Genomic DNA, 19,457 nt, shown 5'->3' with positions numbered 1-19,457 from the left:
CCACTTAAAAAAGTGGCTTTTTTTATGAGCAAAACTCTTAATATTAAGATCAAACTTATTCGCTTTAAGAACAAATTTATTGACTTAAACTTAAAAATTAATGTTCTTAAAGTGAGTCTGGAAAACAGTATTCATCTAAAAAATGAGATTAAAACAATCGTTCTGATTATGTTTGAAGATATTAAGAAATCTTTATGTCGCACTTATATCGTTTAAAAATGGGCTATAACTGAAATAAAATATAGCTGAAAAATATTAGCTTAAAGTCAGCATAAAAAAGCCTGTAAATATTTTACAGACAATTCAGAATAATTCTTAAACTTGAAGAGCAATCATCTCTTGTCTTACTTAAACTGGATTGAGCCGCTAGCATTTACAGTAATTTTAGATTCACCCGCAGCCACATTTTGAACTGCGTCAGCTTCAGGAGATGCAAATTTTGCCATGCTTGAGCGCATCATGACAGGTTGAGGATATGAGTTACTGGTATTAATATTTAAATCGACTAGGTTGTAGCTCGTTTTTTGCCATGACTGCGCGAGTATTTGAGCACGTTGCTGAAAGTTTTTAGATGCCTCAACCATAAGCTCATTCACAACTTTTTTGCGTTGGTCATCAGAGACAGCGAAATTAATTGATTCGGTTTGGAAGTACTGTTGTAGTTCACTCACCAATTGGCTGGTTGCTTTAAAATCTTTACTTTCTAAACGAATTTCAGCACGACCACGCCATTCTCTTAGCTTTTTATTGTCGTTGTCATAGACAGGATAAGTGGTTTGAGAACCTGTTTCGATTTTAACTTTTGGGTGTTTACTCGCAATTGTTGTGGCTTGATTCATAAGTTGAGTAATTTGTGAAGAAAGCTCAGTTGGCTGTTTATGGCTTTTTTCGACAAACAAAACGACATGCATTTCATCATTAGAAACTTGACGAGTCGCATCAGCTTGTAAATTTACCACATTATAATTGAGCTGATTATCATCTCGAGCAAATAATGAGGTACTTAAAAGCGCCGTAGCGAGCAAAACGGGTAGGGTTGAGTACTTCATTTTGTTTCCTATTCTTTTGAGAGATTTTTTATCGGATAGATAAATCTTAAATTTAAATAATCTGAAAATTCTGAAGATTTTGTGGTTTGATTGTAAAAAAACACTTTAATTTACAACTTTAATATATGCTATTTTATCAATATAAAACAGTTATTTAGGTTTTATAAATAAACTATTTTGTTTTTAATTTAGCGATTCACGTTACAAATTTAGAAATGGACTGTTTTCTTTCTCTTGTCACATTGTAAGATGACAATGATTGCTGCTTGATAGTATTGTGAGTGATTAACGAAATTAAGCGTGTATAAAGTTCTAAAATTCCTTTATTTTACTGAAAAATTAGGTATCATCCGCGCTCTAGTAATGATCGTTAAAACTATCAAGCTGGAAATTCTATAAAGCACCGAGTCAAAGGACCGCAAGTCACCCGACTTATTTCTTTCAACCCATATCAGAGATGGTAATTCGATATGAGCGTTTCTTCTGTAAATCCTGCCCCTAATTCTACTAACGAATACTATTTAACTCGCCAAAGTCAGATGGAATCCAATGTTCGTAGCTATCCACGTAAATTACCATTGGCGATAGCAAAAGCTTTAGGTTGTTGGGTTACTGATGTTGAAGGTACAGAGTACCTCGATTGTTTAGCTGGGGCAGGGACATTGGCTTTGGGCCATAATCACCCTGCGGTCATTCAAAGTATCCAAGATACGATTGCAAGCGGTTTACCGTTGCATACTTTGGATTTAACAACACCTTTAAAAGATGCTTTTACTGAAGCACTTCTTGAGCAGTTACCTGGCGGTAAGGCTGAATATTGTTTGCAATTCTGTGGTCCATCTGGTGCAGATGGTACAGAAGCAGCGATAAAACTCGCTAAAACCTATACCGGTCGCAACACTGTGATCAGTTTTTCAGGTGGCTACCACGGCATGACACATGGCGCTTTAGCGATGACAGGTAATTTGTCTGCTAAAAATGCGGTAAATGGCTTAATGCCTGGCGTACAATTTATGCCATATCCGCATGAATACCGTTGTCCGCTTGGTCTTGGCGGTGAAGCTGGTGTAGATGCGTTAACGTATTTCTTTGAAAATTTCATTGAAGATGTAGAAAGTGGTGTGACTAAGCCTGCGGCTGTCATTCTTGAAGCGATTCAAGGTGAAGGCGGTGTGGTTACAGCACCAACCAAATGGTTGAAAAAAATCCGCGAAGTGACTGAAAAGCACAATATCGTTTTGATTCTTGATGAAGTTCAAGCTGGTTTTGCGCGTTCGGGCAAAATGTTTGCTTTCGAACATGCAGGAATTGAGCCTGATGTTGTTGTGATGTCTAAAGCTGTTGGTGGTAGTTTGCCACTTGCTGTATTGGGTATTAAACGTAAGTTTGATGCTTGGCAACCTGCAGGTCATACGGGTACTTTCCGTGGTAACCAATTGGCAATGGGTACTGGTCTTGCAACGATCCAAACCATTAAAGATGAAAATCTGGCACAAAACGCGACTGAACGTGGTGATTTCTTACAAGCTGAATTGAAAAAATTGGCGAATGAGTTCCCATGCATCGGAAACGTACGTGGGCGTGGCTTAATGTTGGGTGTTGAGATCGTAGACGAGCGTCAAGCGGCAGATCACATGGGTTCATTACCAGGTGATGGTCAATTGGCTGCAGCGATTCAAGCCGCTTGTTTTGATAACAAATTATTGTTAGAAAAAGGTGGTCGTAACGGCACAGTGATTCGTTTACTTTGCCCATTGATTATTACACATGATGAATGTGTAGAAGTCATTGTACGCTTTAAGAAAGCTCTTGCTGAAGCACTTGTTGCTGTTCGAGGCGCGTAATGGTTGATTTTGCAGAACATCGTAAAGCTTTACTCTGCAATGATGCTGCATCTATTGCTGACTATGAGTCAGCAATGGGTGAGGCTACAAAAGCTGTAGCTGCATGGTTGCAAAACGATAAAATGTACACTGGCGGTAGCATCAAAGAGCTTCGCAGTGAAATTTCATTTAATCCTTCAAAAGAAGGTTTGGGTGTTCAAAAAGCATTGGATCGTATGGTTGAGCTATTCTTAAACAAAAGCTTGAAAGTACATCATCCGCATTCTCTTGCGCATTTGCATTGCCCAACCATGGTCACTAGTCAAATCGCAGAAGTGTTGATTAATGCGACCAACCAATCTATGGACTCATGGGATCAAAGCCCAGCGGGTTCTTTGATGGAAGTTCAGTTAATTGACTGGCTACGTCAAAAAGTGGGTTATGGTAAAGGTCAAGCTGGTGTATTCACATCTGGTGGTACACAGTCTAACTTAATGGGCGTCTTACTTGCCCGTGATGCGTGTATTGCGAAAAATTGGAAAGACGAAAACGGTAATCCGTGGTCTGTTCAGCGCGATGGCGTGCCAAGTGAAGCAATGCGTAACGTTAAAGTCATTTGTTCTGAAAACGCACATTTCTCTGTGCAAAAAAACATGGCAATGATGGGAATGGGCTTCCAATCTGTTGTGACTGTTCCTGTGAACGACAATGCACAGATGGATACCGATGCGTTAGAGAAAACCATGGCTCACCTTCAGTCTGAAGGTAAGATCGTGGCATGTGTTGTTGCAACTGCAGGTACAACTGATGCAGGCGCAATCGATCCATTAAAAGAAATTCGTGAAATCACCAATCAATATGACACGTGGATGCATATCGACGCGGCATGGGGTGGTGCACTGATTTTATCGAATGATTATCGTTCGATGTTGGATGGTATTGAGTTATCAGACTCGATTACACTTGATTTCCATAAGCATTATTTCCAAACGATTTCATGTGGTGCATTCTTACTTAAAGATGAAGCAAACTATCGTTTCATGCATTATGAAGCTGAATATTTAAACTCAGCTTATGATGAAGAACATGGTGTGCCAAATCTTGTGTCGAAGTCATTGCAAACCACGCGTCGTTTTGATGCGTTGAAACTTTGGATGACTGTTGAATCATTAGGCGAAGAGCTTTACGGTTCAATGATTGACCATGGTGTTGGTTTGACACGTGACGTTGCAGATTATATTACTGCAACTGATGGTCTTGAAATGCTGGTAGATCCACAGTTTGCTTCAGTATTGTTCCGTGTGATTCCTGCAGGTTATCCTGTGGAATTATTGGATACACTTAACCAAAACGTCGCAGACGAATTGTTTGCACGTGGTGAAGCGAATATTGGTGTGACCAAAGTAGGTCAAAATCAATCATTGAAAATGACGACATTAAGCCCTGTTGCGACACTAGATAACGTGAAGAATCTGCTTAACCTTGTGTTGGCAGAAGCTGATCGAATCAAAGGTCCAATTGCGGATGGTACTTACGTGACAACATTAGATTAATCTGCTGTTGAAACAGAAAAAGGAGATCATTTGATCTCCTTTTTTTTATTTTCAAAATTATTAAAATATAAAATGAAGAGAATAATAAATGATCGGAACATTTAAAAATTAACTGGTTATAAGGTAATCCATTAATGAATAAAGCAATCTATAAATAGACTTCTTTAAAAAGGCATTATTCATACAACAGACTCATCATGAGTATTTCCTCATCATAACCTTCTCCCATAGGGAGGAGGGATTTTAACGTATCAGTTTATGGCCACTCAATGATCATTTTTCGACTTGTGAAAGAGATCGAAGAGATCAATGAATAAACAGAACCAGAAATAAATAGAACCAGAAATAAACAGAACCAGAAATAAATAGAACCAGAAATAAATAGAACCAGAAATAAATATAACTATAAAAGCATAATTACATACCTTATAGGTTATTGACCATCAGTAGTTCAGTTTCTAAAGTAATGACGATTATGGAAAATATGAAGATTTAAAATGGAAAACAGCACGCATCAAAGATCCATCATTAAAGAAGTGATCGATCAGCGAATGTCGGGTTACCAATGGATGGTTATTTCGCTTTGCTTTTTGATCGCTTTATTTGATGGATTCGATACTCAAGCTGTTGCATTTACGGCACCTGCTTTAGTCGATCATTTTGGTTTAGAGCCGGGTTCATTAGCACCAATTTTGACAGCAGGTATTGTTGGAATGACGATTGGTGCAATGGGATTGGGTTTGCTTGGCGATAAGTTTGGTCGAAGAAAGACTTTGTTATTTTGTACGGCAATTTTTTCAGTCTCGACTTTAGCAACAGCTTTTGTGAATCATATTGATCAAATATTTGTACTTCGTATTATCGCTGGCTTAGGCATGGGAGGTGCAACACCTGTACTTCTCGCACTTGCCGCTGAATATTCCCCACAACGATATAAAGGAATCGTCACTACAGGGGTGTTATTGGCTTTGCCAGCTGGCGCAATGTGTGGAGGTTTACTTGCAGCACAAATTTTACCTATTTTGGGATGGCAAGGAATTTATGTCATTGGTGGACTAACGCCTCTCATCCTTTTGATTGCTTTATTTTTTATCTTGCCAGAATCACTGGAATATTTAGCACAAAATGTAAAACCTTCAGCACTTGGTACGATCCAAAAAATATTAAATAAAATTTCGCCGCAAGTCATTACTATACAAGCGCAAGACTTACCTATTCTTGATAAAGTTCAAGCAGAAAAAGCAAAACTACCCATCTTATTTCAAAATGGTTTAGCTCGAACCACGATTGGTATTTGGGGAACATATTTTTTCAACTGGATCGCTTGGTTTATGTTGCTGTCATGGTTACCTACGATTCTGAAACAAGCAGGTTTAGCACCTGAACAAGCACCTTTTGCATCTGTGACTGTCAATGCGGCATTTATCGTGTTCGCGATACCTTTGGCTTTTCTTTTGCCTAAACTCAATACCACCAAAATCTTATCTTTTATGTTGGTGGTGGGATTATTTGTGGTGATTGGATTAGGAATGCTGATCGAAACTCAACAATGGGTTTATATTTTTGCCTTGATCGCATTAGCGGGGTTCGGTATTGGTGGTCAACAACTGGCTCTGAATTATTTGGTGGTTGCGGCTTATCCCACTCAAGTTCGTGCAACAGCAACAGGTTGGGCAATTGGGATGGGACGTATGGGAGCGATCATTGGGTCTGCAATCGGTGGATTCATACTGACTCAGCATGGAGTAACAGGATATTTTTATGCACTCGGTGTTCCCTTGGTTGCAGCATTAATCAGTGTGTTTTTAATTAAGCGCCATCAAATAAGCAAGGATTCTCACGGAGTTCTTGTGGATACATCTCGTTAATTTCTTGATAATTAATTTATCAGTGATTCATAAATCATTATTTTGAGTCATGATTGAAATGAGAACTCTAATTTTTTTAAAATGATTGATCACGTGAAGAATTCACCCAGCCTTATTTTGATATTTACTTAATTCTGTTTTGACAGAAGAGGGATTTGTTAAAGCTTCAATTCAGGATAGTAGTTTTTTAAAAAGAGATAATTACATATCGCAATAAATAAGGAGATCAAATGATCTCCTTATTTATTAGATTTTATTCGTGATAACTCTTTTTATAAGTCATTTTAGAAAATAAACTCATTATCAGTACTCCTTCATCCTAGGCTTCTGCTCCAAGAGAGAAAAAAAATTTTACAGATCAAATTATTTATCTGAATGATCTTTTATTTTGAATTAGGCAAGAGATCGATTTAAATAAAATATTTATAGATAACCTTACGGGTTAGGCCGCGAATAGAGGACTAAATCCCATCTTCCTCAGTAGTTTTCGATACATACTCGAACTTCGATCTGCAGGAAAGTGTGCTTCCATACTCAAATCAAGTGGTAGATATTCAGGTTTTTGATTTTCTACAATAAGACGGTCTTCTTCGAATATTTTCAAATTAAAATCATAAGCATCTTCGACGGCTAAGTCTTTATCGTAATTCCGACAAATCGGCGCAAACAGTCGAGTTTGACGAGCAGTCATGGGTGAGGCTGCATTCATAATCACTTGGCGGGCATCTATTCGACAGACCCACTCTAAATAATCGAATTAAATTTAACCGTGAACTGCACTGTGTGACGATATAGCGTTTAGAAATTAATAGGACTATTTTAAGTCCTTATATACAAGAATTTTTCGCTATTTATTTGATATTAAAAGGAGATCGTTAATCTTTTAACTTTTGTGTTTTTACTTCTTATTGTCATATTTCACAGCAAATATCATGAAATCGTCATCTGGCTGTAACCTATTTGTCATACTTTAAAATCAAAATGCATAGATCGAAATAAGTACTCAACTGAATAAAAAGTAGCGTACTTCAAATTTGTATAAATTGAGAGACTATAAAATGCGCTTTACTAATATTGCAATTGCGTTAACACTTTCTGGGGCAGCTGTTGCGACTACTGCAAATGCAGCACGTGACACCATTCAAATCGCAGGTTCTTCTACAGTATTGCCATTCGCAAGTATTGTCGCTGAAGAATTTGGTAATACATTTCCACAGTTTAAAACTCCAGTTGTTGGTTCTGGCGGTTCGTCAGGCGGTTTAAAACAATTTTGTGGCGGTGTAGGTGATAACACAATCGATATCGCTAACGCTTCACGTAAAATTAAAGATACTGAATTAGCGGCGTGTAAGAAAGCAGGCGTTAATCAAGTTCTTGAAATTAAAATTGGTTATGACGGTATCGTATTTGCTTCAAATTCAAATAAAGCAGCGTATAAGTTACGTCCACAACATGTTTTTGCAGCGTTAGCAGCTGAATTGCCATCAAATGGTAAAATGGTCGCTAACCCATATACACACTGGAATCAAATCGACAAATCTTTGCCGAATGAACCAATTACTTTAGTAATTCCAGCGTCAAATCACGGTACTCGTGAAGTTTTCCAAGAGAAAATGGTTGATGCAGGTTGTGAATCTTACAGCGCAATCAAAGCGTTAGATAAAGATGCACAAAAGAAAGCTTGTACAACTTTCCGTAAAGATGGAAAAGTTATTGAAATTGCTGGTGACTACACTGAAACTTTGGCACGTTTAAAAACGTCTCCAAGTGCAGTAGGTGTATTTGGTTTAGGTTTCTATGATCAAAACCGTGACCGTTTACGTGTTGCGACAGTGAATAACGTTGCACCATCTGAAAATACAATTCTAAATGGTTCTTATCCTGTTTCACGTCCTTTATTCTTTTATGTGAAGGGTGAACATTTAAAATCAATTAAAGGATTGCCACAATTTACTGAATACTTCTTGAATAAGAAAGTATCTGGTAAAGGTTCAAAATTGGAAAAAGCAGGTCTGATTTCTATGTCTGATAAAGAACGTGCAAAAGTTCTAGCAGACTTCAAAGCAGGTAAAGCTGTTAAGTAATGAGTCATTCAGCTGTAGGCGGTTTTAACCGCCTACAGTTTTTTGCTCAACAAAAGTTTGTCTGAGTTTAGATCGATAAAGCGTTGGAGAACACATGAATCTGCTACTCATAGGTGTGTTATTGGCTTTGATTGCCATTGCCTATCAAATTGGGTTAACCAAAAGCCGCAAATTAGCAGGTCAAGGCAACAACTCGGCTATTTTACATTCACGCCCCGGGTATTATGGTGCTTTAGTCGCGTTGTGGTGTGGTATTCCAGCATTCCTCATTTTACTGACATGGACTGTGGTAGAACCCACTGTTTTAAAACATGTTGTATTAAATAATATCCCTGCAGATATATCTGCAACGTTAGACCCCGCGAGCATTAGTGTTTTAGTGGATCGTGTTCAGGCGATTGCCTCTGGGTTTGGGGTGAGTGATCAAGCTCTTCCTTATGAATTATCTGCCGCAGAGCAGTTGGCTAAGTTTCAAAGTATCGGTGTTTTTGCAAAAGTGGCTGTGGTCATTTCTGCCGCATTGATGGGCTTAGTTTGGGCCAAGAAAAAAATATCAGATCAATACCGTGCCCGTAATCATGTTGAAAAAATTCTAAATATAAGTTTAGCCTTGTGTTCAGGCGTAGCCATCCTCACCACGATCGGTATTGTGATGTCGATGTTTAGTGAGGCAATGCGATTCTTTAGTTTTGTCAATCCGATTGATTTTTTCTTCGGTACAGAATGGAATCCAGGCTTTAGTACTTCAGGTAGTGCTGAAGGGCGTTATGGTCTCTTGCCATTATTATGGGGCACACTCATGGTGAGTGGTATCGCCTTGATGGTCGCGATTCCTATCGGTCTCATGATTGCCATTTATTTAGCAGAATATGCCTCTGCAAGTTTTCGTTCTTGGGCAAAACCGACCATTGAGATTTTAGCGGGTATTCCAACCATTGTTTATGGTGTATTTGCTTTAATGATTATCGGTCCATTCATGAAAGATGCGGGTGAACTTATTGGGTTGCATATCAATGCTACCAGTGCACTGACAGCAGGTTTTGTGATGGGGATTATGATTATTCCATTTGTGTCATCACTCTCTGATGACATTATTACGCAAGTACCACGCTCATTACGTGATGGATCATTAGGTTTAGGTGCGACCAAGTCCGAAACAATTCGTCAGGTGGTCTTGCCTGCCGCATTACCCGGCGTTATCGGTGCCTTTTTATTAGCCGCATCTCGTGCCATTGGGGAGACGATGATTGTGGTACTGGCAGCAGGTAATAGTCCATTACTCCATATCAACCCATTAGAAGCTGTCTCAACCGTCACAATCACAATCGTTAACCAACTTACAGGTGATACTGATTTTGCAAGTCCTCAAGCATTGGTTGCATTTGCACTGGGCTTAACATTATTTGTGATTACGTTAGGCTTAAACATTGTTGCACTGTTTATCGTGCGTAAATATCGTGAGCAATACGACTAATGAGCACTTCAAATCCTTCTCCGTTAGGTCAACCAATGAATGACCCACAAGCAGCAATCGAACTGCGTGAAAAACGTAAACAGAAAATTGCCAGTACATTATCGAAACGACATCGTAAGGAAAAAGCCTTTCGGATGTTTGGTTTGTCATCAGTTGTAGCGGGTCTATTGTTTGTAGCTTTACTATTTAGCAGTATCTTGGCGAAAGGTTTGCCAGCATTTTGGCAAAGTAGTATGGAACTTCCTGTTTATTTTGACCCTGCCATTGTGCAAGTGTCAAAACAGCCTGTTCAAACAGATACTGAAACGCCAGCACAGTTCCAAGAGCGTTATATCGCTTGGCAAACTGAAGTGGGTATGGTGGATTGGGATGCCTTAATCGTCAATGCGATTGTGGCTAAGGATCCATCGCTTGCGAATCAACGCGATGACTTATCGACTCTATATACCAGTTCAGAAACGTATCGTATTCGAGATATGTTTATGAATGATCCGAGTTTATTGGGTCAAAGAGAAGATATTAAAGTATTGGCAGATGCAAATGTCGATGTTTGGCTCAAAGGTAAGATCGATCGATCACTGGCTGATGAGCAACAACAGTTAAGCCCTGAAGTTCGTCAATTGGCAGATGATTTAGAAGCCAAAGGTGTGATCGAAAGTACCTTTAACACCAACATTTTTACCAGTCCAGACTCGCGTAGTTCACCAGCGACCTCAGGTTTGGCAGGCGCTTTCATGGGCTCTTTGTTCATGATGTTGATTGTGATCTTTATTTCGATTCCAATCGGTGTAGCTTCCGCCATTTATCTGGAAGAATTTGCACCTAAGAATGTTTTGACAGATATTATTGAAGTCAATATTAATAACTTGGCAGCAGTACCATCGATTGTGTTTGGTTTACTGGGTGCAGCGATCTTTATTGGTTGGATGCATTTACCTTTATCTGCGCCATTGGTTGGTGGTTTAGTTCTCAGTTTGATGACTTTGCCAACCGTTATTATTACCACCCGAGCATCATTAAAAGCCGTTCCTCCTTCGATTCGTCAAGCGGCTTTAGGCTTAGGTGCTTCTCGTTTACAAACCGTATTCCACCATGTTCTTCCACTTGCATTACCGGGTATTTTGACGGGTGCAATTATTGGTGTAGCACAAGCATTGGGAGAAACAGCCCCATTGTTATTAATTGGTATGAGTGCTTTTGTTGCGAGCGTACCTGCAACTCCATTTGATCAATCTACTGCGTTACCTGTACAGATCTTCTTATGGCAAGGTAATGAATTACGTAATTTCTTTGAAGGACGTACTGCCGCAGCCATTATTGTATTGCTTGCTTTAATGATTAGTTTAAACAGTCTGGCAATATGGTTACGCAAAAAATTTGAAGTACGCTGGTAATTGAGGGCATGATATGAGTACTTTTACAGCGACAAAAAATAATCCCTTAGAACAGGATAAATCAGTGAATTCAGAAAACACTTCATCTACATTAACTGATGCGAATCAGAAACAAACGTCTACTTCTTTTGTTTCTCAATTCGATACACAGTCTTCAAGTAAGAAAGATGCTAAGTCTGATCAAGTTAAAATCAGCACTTCAGATGTCCATGTTTATTATGGCGAAGCTGAAGCGATTAAAGGCATTGATTTAAACATCTATCAAAATGAAGTGATCGCATTTATTGGTCCATCGGGATGTGGTAAATCTACATTTCTACGTACTTTAAATCGCATGAATGACACGATTGATTCTTGTCGTGTAACGGGCAAAGTACTGTTGGATAATCAAGATATCTATGATCCTAACTTGGATGTCGTGTTACTTCGTGCACAAGTCGGTATGGTGTTCCAAAAGCCGAACCCATTCCCAAAATCTATCTTTGACAATGTTGCATATGGTCCGAAACTTCATGGTTTGGCTCGTGATAAATATGATCTTGAAGAAATTGTGGAAAATAGTCTGCGTAAAGCGGGTCTGTGGGAAGAAGCCAAAGATCGCTTAAACCAGCCAGGTACGGGTCTTTCAGGTGGTCAACAGCAACGTTTGTGTATTGCACGAACTATTGCGGTGAGCCCTGAAGTGATTTTAATGGATGAACCATGTTCTGCGCTGGATCCAATTGCGACTGCGAAAATTGAGGAGTTGATCTCTGAGCTTTCAACTCAATTTACGATCGCAATTGTGACGCATTCAATGCAACAAGCTGCACGTGTATCGGATCGTACTGCTTATTTCCATTTGGGTGATTTGATCGAAGTAAACTCAACTGAAAAAGTATTTACGCAGCCAGAGCATCAGCTTACTGAAGCTTATATCACAGGTCGCTTTGGTTAATTTTAATCAGCTTTTAAAATGGCTTTAAAATGATTTGAGAATGCTTTTAGAATGACAATAATTAAAAAAGAGCCTAGAGGCTCTTTTTTAATATCAGTGCTTTATGTTGGACACTAAACCAATGATTCACCGCTATCGAGTGCTACTTTATAGTCCCGATATAAACCGACACAGAGCGTGATGAGTACACCAACCGCTAGTGTTGGCCATAGCATTAAGTAGAGTGTTAAAAAAGTAGGGTTCATGTGAGGCTCCTTATTTTCCTTGTTCAGGTAGATCGTGGAATTCAATGACCTTTTCATTGATTTTATTAAAATTAAACGCTGGTTGTTTATTGAGTAAGCTTAAAATGGTACAGACCACGGCACTTGCACCATAAGCAGTCAGCGAACTCAAAAGGGTGAGGTGGTGACGTAAAAAATCGATTGTGTTGGGCATTAATATCAAGATGGAGCTAATCCCAACCACGAGTGCCACATTTTTACCAAAGAAACCAAAACTCATTAGGCCTAAAACAACACCTGCACCCACTGTGGCAATAATTTCAAAGCCAAGTGCTGTGAAGCTTTGTAATGGAATAAGTTCAAAACGAATCAATAAAAATGCAACAAATGCAGTGAGTACAGACCAGTTGAAGGCGCGTGCATTAACTCTGTCCCAATACAGACTGGCAATAACAGGGAATACAATTGCACCCCAAAGTGCACCGACAAAAATCAGCATTGATAAAATATCAAACTTCATCGTGGCAAAGATCATGCCCAGCATCGTGGCCACGATCATGGTGATCCGACCAATGAACAGCATTTTTTTCGGATCAGGACGATTTTTTGCAATTTGCTTACCGTAAATATCGGTCATGACTAAGGCGGACAGTGCTGATAGATCTGAATCAGCAGTGGATGATAGAGCCCCGATAACCATGATAAAGAGCAAAGCAACCATAAATGGGGACAAATATGTCGCTGCCATTTGTGGAATGAGGTTGTTTAAGTTGCCATCAATCGGCTGTATGCCTGCAAATAGCGCCAATAAACCTAACATGCCGAGACCAATTACGATGGCTGCATAACCAATGGTTGCTGTAATAAAACTTGGTTTTATTAAGTCTTCACGAACAGCAAATAAGCGCTGAGCAATGGTTTGATTACCAATTGCATATGCTAAAACTGCCACAAAGAAGGGTGCACCTTGTTCTAAAAATGCAGTTTTTGAGAAAAAGTCGAGTTGTTCAGTCGTTAGATTAGACACTCCTGTTTGGAACAGGCTTGGACCACCAAGTGTAAAAAATAACGTGGGGATAATGATCACAGCAGCAAGGATCATGGCTATCAACTGACCGAAGTCAGTAAATACTGATGAGCGGAAACCAGACCATAGGGTGTACGATAAAACCCCAATACCGGTAATGAGAACGCCATGAACAAAACTCAATGGCGATAAAATCTCAACCAAGGCACCTGCGGCAGTAAAATTGACCATCAAGCTGATGACACTGCCGACTATATTTGAACCCGCCAAAATCATTTGGCTTTGACTACCATGACGTGCATGCATGATTTCGGCAAGGGTATGGGCATTAGGTGCTAATTTACGAAAGCGTTTGCCGAAGGGATAGATGAATAAAATCATCAATGCACCCCAGAAACCATAATGGAATGCGCCCGATACACCATATTTATAGCCTGCTGAAGCAGCTGCATAAAATGAAGCGGCCCAAATCCAAGTGGCGGTCATACTAGCCGCAGCCATACCAAAACCGATCGAGCCATTCGAGACCATGTAGCCATCGACATTTTCGTTTTTTTGCCCGATTTTGAGCGAAAGAAAAAAAGTAATACCGTAAAAACAAAGCATCAATAGCACAACTGATGTGCTAGAAAATTGAAACATATTCATTCCTTAAGCGGGTCATTCCTCGATTAGCTTGATGTTAAATAAGCAATCTGATGAATGGCAGATTAAGGCTCTTGTATAGACAGAGCAGGATGTTGTAAAAATTTAAATACCTGTAATAAAAAGATATTTATCCATTTTCTACAACACGCGTTAACGTTTGCGGGTAAGACCTAATGATGGGATACCCAAAAAAGCAGTTTTTGAGTGTAACATGACAACATCATAAATACTGATGAAGTCAACATTAATCCAGTAATTTGCCTGATATATGGAGATCTTCATTCAAATCTATTTGTTTTGAGCGAAACTAAATACTATTTAAAACAATTGCTTATAATGAACTATATTTATCTATATGTTTTAAATCATTTTTTTTAAAAAACAAGTAACAAAATTTTAAAATGTAGCGTTTATGTAATAAGTTGAGACTGTTTTGGCACTATTTTCTCATGAAAAGATCTTAATGATTAATCCATGAATATCATTTAAATGACTGTTTATCATCCTTTCAAATTTACTGGATATCAGAAAGAGCAGCGTCTTCAAGTGTCTAAAAATTAGAATGTGAATATTTAACATCGGGATCTATGCTGAATGATCAAAATGTGTCTGAATTTTTAGAAGTACGATTAAAAGTGTAATGAGAAGAATGACTGGCAGTCTGATCAGATCATTGATTTGCTATATAGTTTGATTTGTGACTGGGTGAATAGCTTAAAAGAAGAAACCAAATGTGCTTTTAAAATCATCAATAAGACTTCAACATGACGAAAGCGAAATGCATACTGGATATCAATATAGTCGTTTAAAATGACGGATATAGCGACTTTAAGATTTGCTAAAGTGTGTAAAATTTAAATCTTTTCACTGAAATTAAATGAATTTTATAAAAATCAGCATTCATTAATCAGGATAAACTTGCTTTTTCATCTAGCTGATTAAGCGAATACGAAGTAGAATATGCGCTCTCTATCAAGTCACATTGGCGGTATGATCCACAAGATCCTGCCCGCGGAGCCAAATCAGCATGTATATCGTGGCCGGTGCATCAGCACATTCTTCTTTTAAGAAAACTCAACTCTTAAATCGTTTAACGTCAATGAGTTCAGTTCAATCAATCGAAAGTCAATGGATTTATCTGTTTGATCAAGCGCTTAACGAGCAGCAGCAACAATCTGCACTAGCGCTTTTAAATGACGGTCAGTTATTTGAAGTTCGCCAAGCAGCAGCTGATGAAATTCAGATTCTTGTGACACCACGTTTGGGGACGATTTCTCCGTGGTCATCTAAAGCGACTGATATTTTTGCCAATTGTAATACACCGATACACCGCTTAGAACGCGGTGTTTTGTTTACTTTAAAAGGTATTTCTGAAGTTTCTGATCAGGTTAAGCTGGCTCTACATGACCGTATGACTGAATCAGTATTTACAGAAATCGATCAAGCAGCCGCACTCTTTACAGAGACTGAACCAAAGCCATTGAACTCAATTGATATCTTGGGTCAAGGTAAAGAAGCATTGGTCAAAGCAAACTCTGAATTTGGCTTTGCACTGTCTGATGAAGAAATTGATTATTTAACAGAAGCATTTAATAAAATAGGTCGTAATCCGCATGACATCGAATTGATGATGTTTGCGCAAGCGAACTCTGAGCATTGTCGACATAAAATTTTTGGTTCTGAATGGACGATTGATGGTGAAAAACAACCATTGTCATTGTTCCAAATGATTAAAAATACCTATAAAGAATCACCTACAGATGTATTGTCAGCATATAAAGACAATGCTTCTGTGATTGTGGGTTACGACACTCACCGTTTTTATCCAAAACTAGATGTTGAGTCAGGTCACCACGTTTATAAATATAAGAGCCAAGCTGCTCATATACTAATGAAAGTAGAAACGCACAACCATCCGACTGCAATTGCACCTTTTGCTGGTGCTGCAACAGGTTCGGGCGGTGAAATTCGTGATGAAGGTGCGACAGGTCGTGGCGGTAAACCAAAAGCGGGTTTAACGGCATTCACTACTTCGAACTTGAATATTCCGGGCTTTGAACAACCGTGGGAAGAGAACTACGGCAAACCATCGCGTATGGCATCTCCACTGCAAATCATGATTGAAGGCCCACTGGGTGGCGCAGCATTCAATAATGAGTTCGGTCGTCCTGCGTTAAATGGTTATTTCCGTACCTTTGAACAAAAAGTCAATGGTGATGTTAAAGGTTTCCATAAGCCAATTATGATTGCGGGTGGTTACGGTAATATTCGTCCTGACCATGTTGAAAAAGATCCGATTTTACCAGGTGATTTGCTGATTGTTTTGGGCGGTCCAGCCATGTTGATTGGTTTGGGTGGCGGCGCAGCATCTTCTGTAGACAGTGGTAAATTGGGTGAAAATCTAGATTTTGCTTCGGTACAACGTGAAAACCCAGAAATGGAACGTCGTTGCCAAGAAGTGATTGATACCTGCTGGCGTATGGAAGACTACAACCCAATCGTATCTGTACATGATGTGGGTGCGGGCGGTGTTTCAAATGCAATGCCAGAATTGGTGAATGACCATGAATTGGGTGCGGTGCTTGATCTTCGTAAGATTCCATCATTAGAGCCTGGTATGTCTCCAATGGAGATCTGGTCAAATGAAGCACAAGAGCGCTATGTACTTGCAATTCGTCCTAGTTCTTTAGAATTGTTTGAATCGATTTGTGCACGTGAACGTTGCCCGTTTGCAGTATTGGGTGAAGCCACTGAAGCACGTCACTTGACTGTTGAAGATCCGCTGTTTGAAAACAAAGCTGTGGATATGCCAATGCAAGTGATGCTTGGTGGTACGCCACGCATGAGTCGTTCTTATGAAGCAATAGAACGCAAAGGCGATGACTTTGATGGCTCTAAAGTAGAATTGAAAGATGCCATTTTCCGTGTCTTAAAAAATCCAACAGTTGCCTCTAAGTCATTCCTTATTACCATTGGTGATCGTTCGATTACGGGTATGGTTGCGCGTGATCAGTTTGTCGGCCCTTGGCAAGTGCCTGTGGCTGATGCTGCGGTAACCACAACAAGTTTGCAAGGTTATACCGGCGAAGCGATGGCAATGGGCGAGCGTCCACCTGTTGCACTGTTAAATCCTGCAGCTTCTGCACGTTTATCTGTCGCTGAATCTATTACTAACATCATGTGTGCCAACATTGAGCAGATTAGCGACATTAAATTGTCTGCAAACTGGATGGCTGCTGCTGGTCAAGAAGGCGAAGATCAAGCCTTATTTGAAGGCGTGAAAGCCATTGGTATGGAAATGTGTCCTGCGTTGGGCATCGCAATTCCAGTGGGTAAAGACTCATTGTCTATGCGTACCACGTGGAATGATGAGGGTGAAGATAAGTCTGTAACTTCACCAATGTCAGGTGTAATTACTGCATTTGCACCAGTACTTGATGTACGTAAGACACTTACACCAGAATTGAAAAATGAAGAATCTGTACTGGTTCGTATTGATCTTTCTAAAGGTCAGTTCCGCTTAGGTGGTTCGATCTTAGCGCAAGTCTATAAAGCAATCGGTTCTGTTACACCTGATGTCGATAGTTTTGATGAATTCAAAGACTTCTTTGCATTGGTACAAGACTGGAATAACCGTGGCTTGATTAAGGCTTATCATGACATTGGTGATGGTGGCTTATTGGCAACTGTTGCTGAAATGATGTTTACATCGCGTTTAGGTGTGGCACTTGAACCACAATCTACAGCGGCGTTATTTGCAGAAGAAATTGGTGCAGTACTCCAAATTTCTAAAGCAGACTGGGCAAGCTTAGAAGCGGAAGTCGCTGCATCTACATTGAAAGATGCAATCGCTGTTGTTGGTACTGTAAATCAATCAGATACATTAACAGTGAATGATTTAGTCCTTGATCGTGTTGAATTACAACAGGCTTGGACTGAGGTTTCATACCAAATCCAACGTTTACGTGACAATGTTGAAACAGCAGATCAAGAATATAGCTTGATCGCAAATAAAGAGCATAAAGGTTTAATCGCTCAAGCAACATTTGACTTGAATGAAGAAATTGAAGCTCCATATATCAATTTACGTCGTCCAAATATGGCCATCTTGCGTGAGCAGGGTGTTAACGGTCATGTTGAAATGGCAGCCGCTTTTGATAAAGTGGGCTTTAATACCATTGATGTACACATGAGTGATTTACTTGCAGGTCGTGTTAGCCTAGATGAGTTCGAAGGCTTAGTGGCATGTGGCGGCTTCTCTTACGGTGACGTATTGGGCGCAGGTGGTGGTTGGGCGAAGTCAGTATTGTTCAATCCAAAATTGCGTGATCAATTTGAGCAATTCTTTAACCGTGATGAAACCTTTTCACTCGGTATTTGTAATGGTTGCCAAATGTTGTCACAACTTGCACCGTTAATTCCTGGTGCGGAAAATTGGCCACGTTTCCATCGTAATCAATCAGAAATGTTTGAAGCGCGCGCTGTGAATGTTCGTGTAGAAAAATCTAACTCTGTCCTGTTACAAGGGATGGAAGGTTCGATTCTTCCGATCGCTGTTGCACATGGTGAAGGTCGTGTGGTTGCTTCTGAGCAGAGCATTGCTGCACTGAATACAGGCAATCAAGTGACTTTACGTTATGTAGATAGCTTTGGAAATCCAACTCAGCATTATCCATTAAATCCAAATGGTTCACCTGAGGCGATTACTGGTGTGACGTCTACGGATGGTCGTGCAACGATTATGATGCCGCATCCTGAACGTAACTTCCGTGCAGTTCAGCATTCTTGGAAACCAGAAGATTGGGATCAAGATGGTGCATGGTTACGTATGTTCCGTAACGCACGTCAATTTATTGGTTAATGTTAATTCATAAATAAAGAAAAAGTCCCGAAAGGGGCTTTTTTTTGCCTTTACAAAGCATGTTACAGTTTAAAACTTGGTTTAATTTTTGCATTGAGTAGAGTATAGAAATCAGTGATGATTTTTTGCGCTATACCTGTTCGATGTTAAATTGGAATGAGGTGATAAAATGATAAGAATTGAACGTTATACAAGTATTGATAAAGTCGCTCTACGTCAAAAAGGATGGATGTGGTTTGGTGTGGTTATTGTTTTGCAGGTTTTATTTCTTTCTTTGAGTTATATTCTGAATGTGTAAATGAGTAGTTTTGATTTGCGATTCTTTATTTGGATTGAACTTCCACACATGTGATAGAACATGGGGAGTGCTTTTGTGCAAGATAAAAGTTTTTTATTAGGCAGAGTGTGCATTAGACTTCTTTCAAAAGACATTATTGACGCAATACCGTCATAATAAGTATTCCCTCATCCTAATCTTCTCCCAAAGGGAGAAGGGATTTTACAAATCAATTTAT

The 19,457-nt window shown here is 39.4% G+C and carries 12 protein-coding genes and 1 pseudogene; 9 read left to right on the top strand and 4 right to left on the bottom strand.

Annotated elements, in window-relative coordinates:
* Positions 1–344 precede the first annotated feature (344 nt).
* Positions 345–1,049 (bottom strand): SIMPL domain-containing protein, encoded by a 705-nt coding sequence (locus tag V5M36_RS09855; protein ID WP_338558448.1) that lies wholly within the window; start codon positions 1,047–1,049, stop codon positions 345–347.
* A gap of 470 nt (positions 1,050–1,519) precedes the next feature.
* Between V5M36_RS09855 and V5M36_RS09850 the strand changes: the two genes are divergently transcribed.
* The 3 genes from V5M36_RS09850 (at position 1,520) to V5M36_RS09840 (ending at position 6,293) form a co-directional block, all read left to right on the top strand.
* Entirely contained in the window at positions 1,520–2,893 is a 1,374-nt protein-coding gene (locus V5M36_RS09850) for a diaminobutyrate--2-oxoglutarate transaminase (protein ID WP_338558445.1), read from the top strand.
* Positions 2,893–4,425, top strand: coding sequence for a pyridoxal phosphate-dependent decarboxylase family protein (locus tag V5M36_RS09845; RefSeq protein ID WP_338558442.1), 1,533 nt, complete (start codon positions 2,893–2,895; stop codon positions 4,423–4,425). Before V5M36_RS09850 ends, V5M36_RS09845 begins: the two co-directional genes overlap by 1 nt.
* A 497-nt stretch (positions 4,426–4,922) precedes the next feature.
* A complete protein-coding gene (locus tag V5M36_RS09840; protein WP_338558439.1) occupies positions 4,923–6,293 on the top strand; it encodes an MFS transporter in 1,371 nt (456 codons plus the stop codon).
* A gap of 442 nt (positions 6,294–6,735) precedes the next feature.
* Here the strand turns inward: V5M36_RS09840 and V5M36_RS09835 are convergent.
* A pseudogene (locus tag V5M36_RS09835) lies at positions 6,736–7,017 on the bottom strand (aromatic ring-hydroxylating dioxygenase subunit alpha); the annotation flags it as partial.
* A 334-nt stretch (positions 7,018–7,351) separates the two neighbouring features.
* On the opposite strand from V5M36_RS09835, the gene V5M36_RS09830 reads away from it, so the two are divergent.
* From V5M36_RS09830 to pstB, 4 genes are all read left to right on the top strand, one after another.
* Positions 7,352–8,377, top strand: a complete 1,026-nt coding sequence (locus V5M36_RS09830; protein WP_338558436.1) for a substrate-binding domain-containing protein — start codon at positions 7,352–7,354, stop codon at positions 8,375–8,377.
* Between the two features lie 94 nt (positions 8,378–8,471).
* Positions 8,472–9,851 carry a phosphate ABC transporter permease subunit PstC gene (pstC, locus tag V5M36_RS09825; protein ID WP_338558433.1) on the top strand — a complete coding sequence of 460 codons (1,380 nt, stop codon included), beginning with the start codon at positions 8,472–8,474 and terminating at the stop codon, positions 9,849–9,851.
* Positions 9,851–11,245, top strand: a complete 1,395-nt coding sequence (gene pstA, locus V5M36_RS09820) for a phosphate ABC transporter permease PstA (protein ID WP_338558430.1) — start codon at positions 9,851–9,853, stop codon at positions 11,243–11,245. The genes pstC and pstA overlap by 1 nt, the downstream gene beginning before the upstream one ends.
* Positions 11,246–11,258: 13 nt before the next feature.
* Positions 11,259–12,182: a phosphate ABC transporter ATP-binding protein PstB gene (gene pstB, locus V5M36_RS09815; RefSeq protein WP_338558427.1), complete on the top strand. Its 924-nt coding sequence runs from the start codon at positions 11,259–11,261 to the stop codon at positions 12,180–12,182.
* 113 nt (positions 12,183–12,295) lie between these two features.
* Here pstB and V5M36_RS09810 read toward each other — a convergent pair whose 3' ends face one another.
* Positions 12,296–12,427, bottom strand: coding sequence for a putative transporter small subunit (locus tag V5M36_RS09810; protein ID WP_338558425.1), 132 nt, complete (start codon positions 12,425–12,427; stop codon positions 12,296–12,298).
* A gap of 10 nt (positions 12,428–12,437) precedes the next feature.
* Entirely contained in the window at positions 12,438–14,075 is a 1,638-nt protein-coding gene (locus V5M36_RS09805) for a sodium:solute symporter family transporter (protein ID WP_338558423.1), read from the bottom strand.
* A gap of 1,033 nt (positions 14,076–15,108) precedes the next feature.
* Between V5M36_RS09805 and purL the strand changes: the two genes are divergently transcribed.
* Entirely contained in the window at positions 15,109–18,942 is a 3,834-nt protein-coding gene (purL, locus tag V5M36_RS09800; protein WP_338558421.1) for a phosphoribosylformylglycinamidine synthase, read from the top strand.
* A 169-nt stretch (positions 18,943–19,111) separates the two neighbouring features.
* Positions 19,112–19,240: a KGW motif small protein gene (locus tag V5M36_RS09795; RefSeq protein WP_338558419.1), complete on the top strand. Its 129-nt coding sequence runs from the start codon at positions 19,112–19,114 to the stop codon at positions 19,238–19,240.
* Positions 19,241–19,457: the final 217 nt, after the last annotated feature.

It is taken from the genome of Acinetobacter sp. KS-LM10, from assembly GCF_036896575.1.
Lineage (GTDB): Bacteria > Pseudomonadota > Gammaproteobacteria > Pseudomonadales > Moraxellaceae > Acinetobacter > Acinetobacter avistercoris.
This window is presented reverse-complemented; position numbering and strand designations above follow the sequence as displayed.

Excerpts from the sequence above, each read along its gene's own strand:
- V5M36_RS09855 (WP_338558448.1), bottom strand. The coding sequence starts at position 1,049 with ATGAAGTACTCAACCCTACCCGTTTTGCTCGCTACGGCGCTTTTAAGT.
- V5M36_RS09850 (WP_338558445.1), top strand. The coding sequence starts at position 1,520 with ATGAGCGTTTCTTCTGTAAATCCTGCCCCTAATTCTACTAACGAATAC.
- V5M36_RS09845 (WP_338558442.1), top strand. The coding sequence starts at position 2,893 with ATGGTTGATTTTGCAGAACATCGTAAAGCTTTACTCTGCAATGATGCT.
- V5M36_RS09840 (WP_338558439.1), top strand. The coding sequence starts at position 4,923 with ATGGAAAACAGCACGCATCAAAGATCCATCATTAAAGAAGTGATCGAT.
- V5M36_RS09830 (WP_338558436.1), top strand. The coding sequence starts at position 7,352 with ATGCGCTTTACTAATATTGCAATTGCGTTAACACTTTCTGGGGCAGCT.
- pstC (WP_338558433.1), top strand. The coding sequence starts at position 8,472 with ATGAATCTGCTACTCATAGGTGTGTTATTGGCTTTGATTGCCATTGCC.
- pstA (WP_338558430.1), top strand. The coding sequence starts at position 9,851 with ATGAGCACTTCAAATCCTTCTCCGTTAGGTCAACCAATGAATGACCCA.
- pstB (WP_338558427.1), top strand. The coding sequence starts at position 11,259 with ATGAGTACTTTTACAGCGACAAAAAATAATCCCTTAGAACAGGATAAA.
- V5M36_RS09810 (WP_338558425.1), bottom strand. The coding sequence starts at position 12,427 with ATGAACCCTACTTTTTTAACACTCTACTTAATGCTATGGCCAACACTA.
- V5M36_RS09805 (WP_338558423.1), bottom strand. The coding sequence starts at position 14,075 with ATGTTTCAATTTTCTAGCACATCAGTTGTGCTATTGATGCTTTGTTTT.
- purL (WP_338558421.1), top strand. The coding sequence starts at position 15,109 with ATGTATATCGTGGCCGGTGCATCAGCACATTCTTCTTTTAAGAAAACT.
- V5M36_RS09795 (WP_338558419.1), top strand. The coding sequence starts at position 19,112 with ATGATAAGAATTGAACGTTATACAAGTATTGATAAAGTCGCTCTACGT.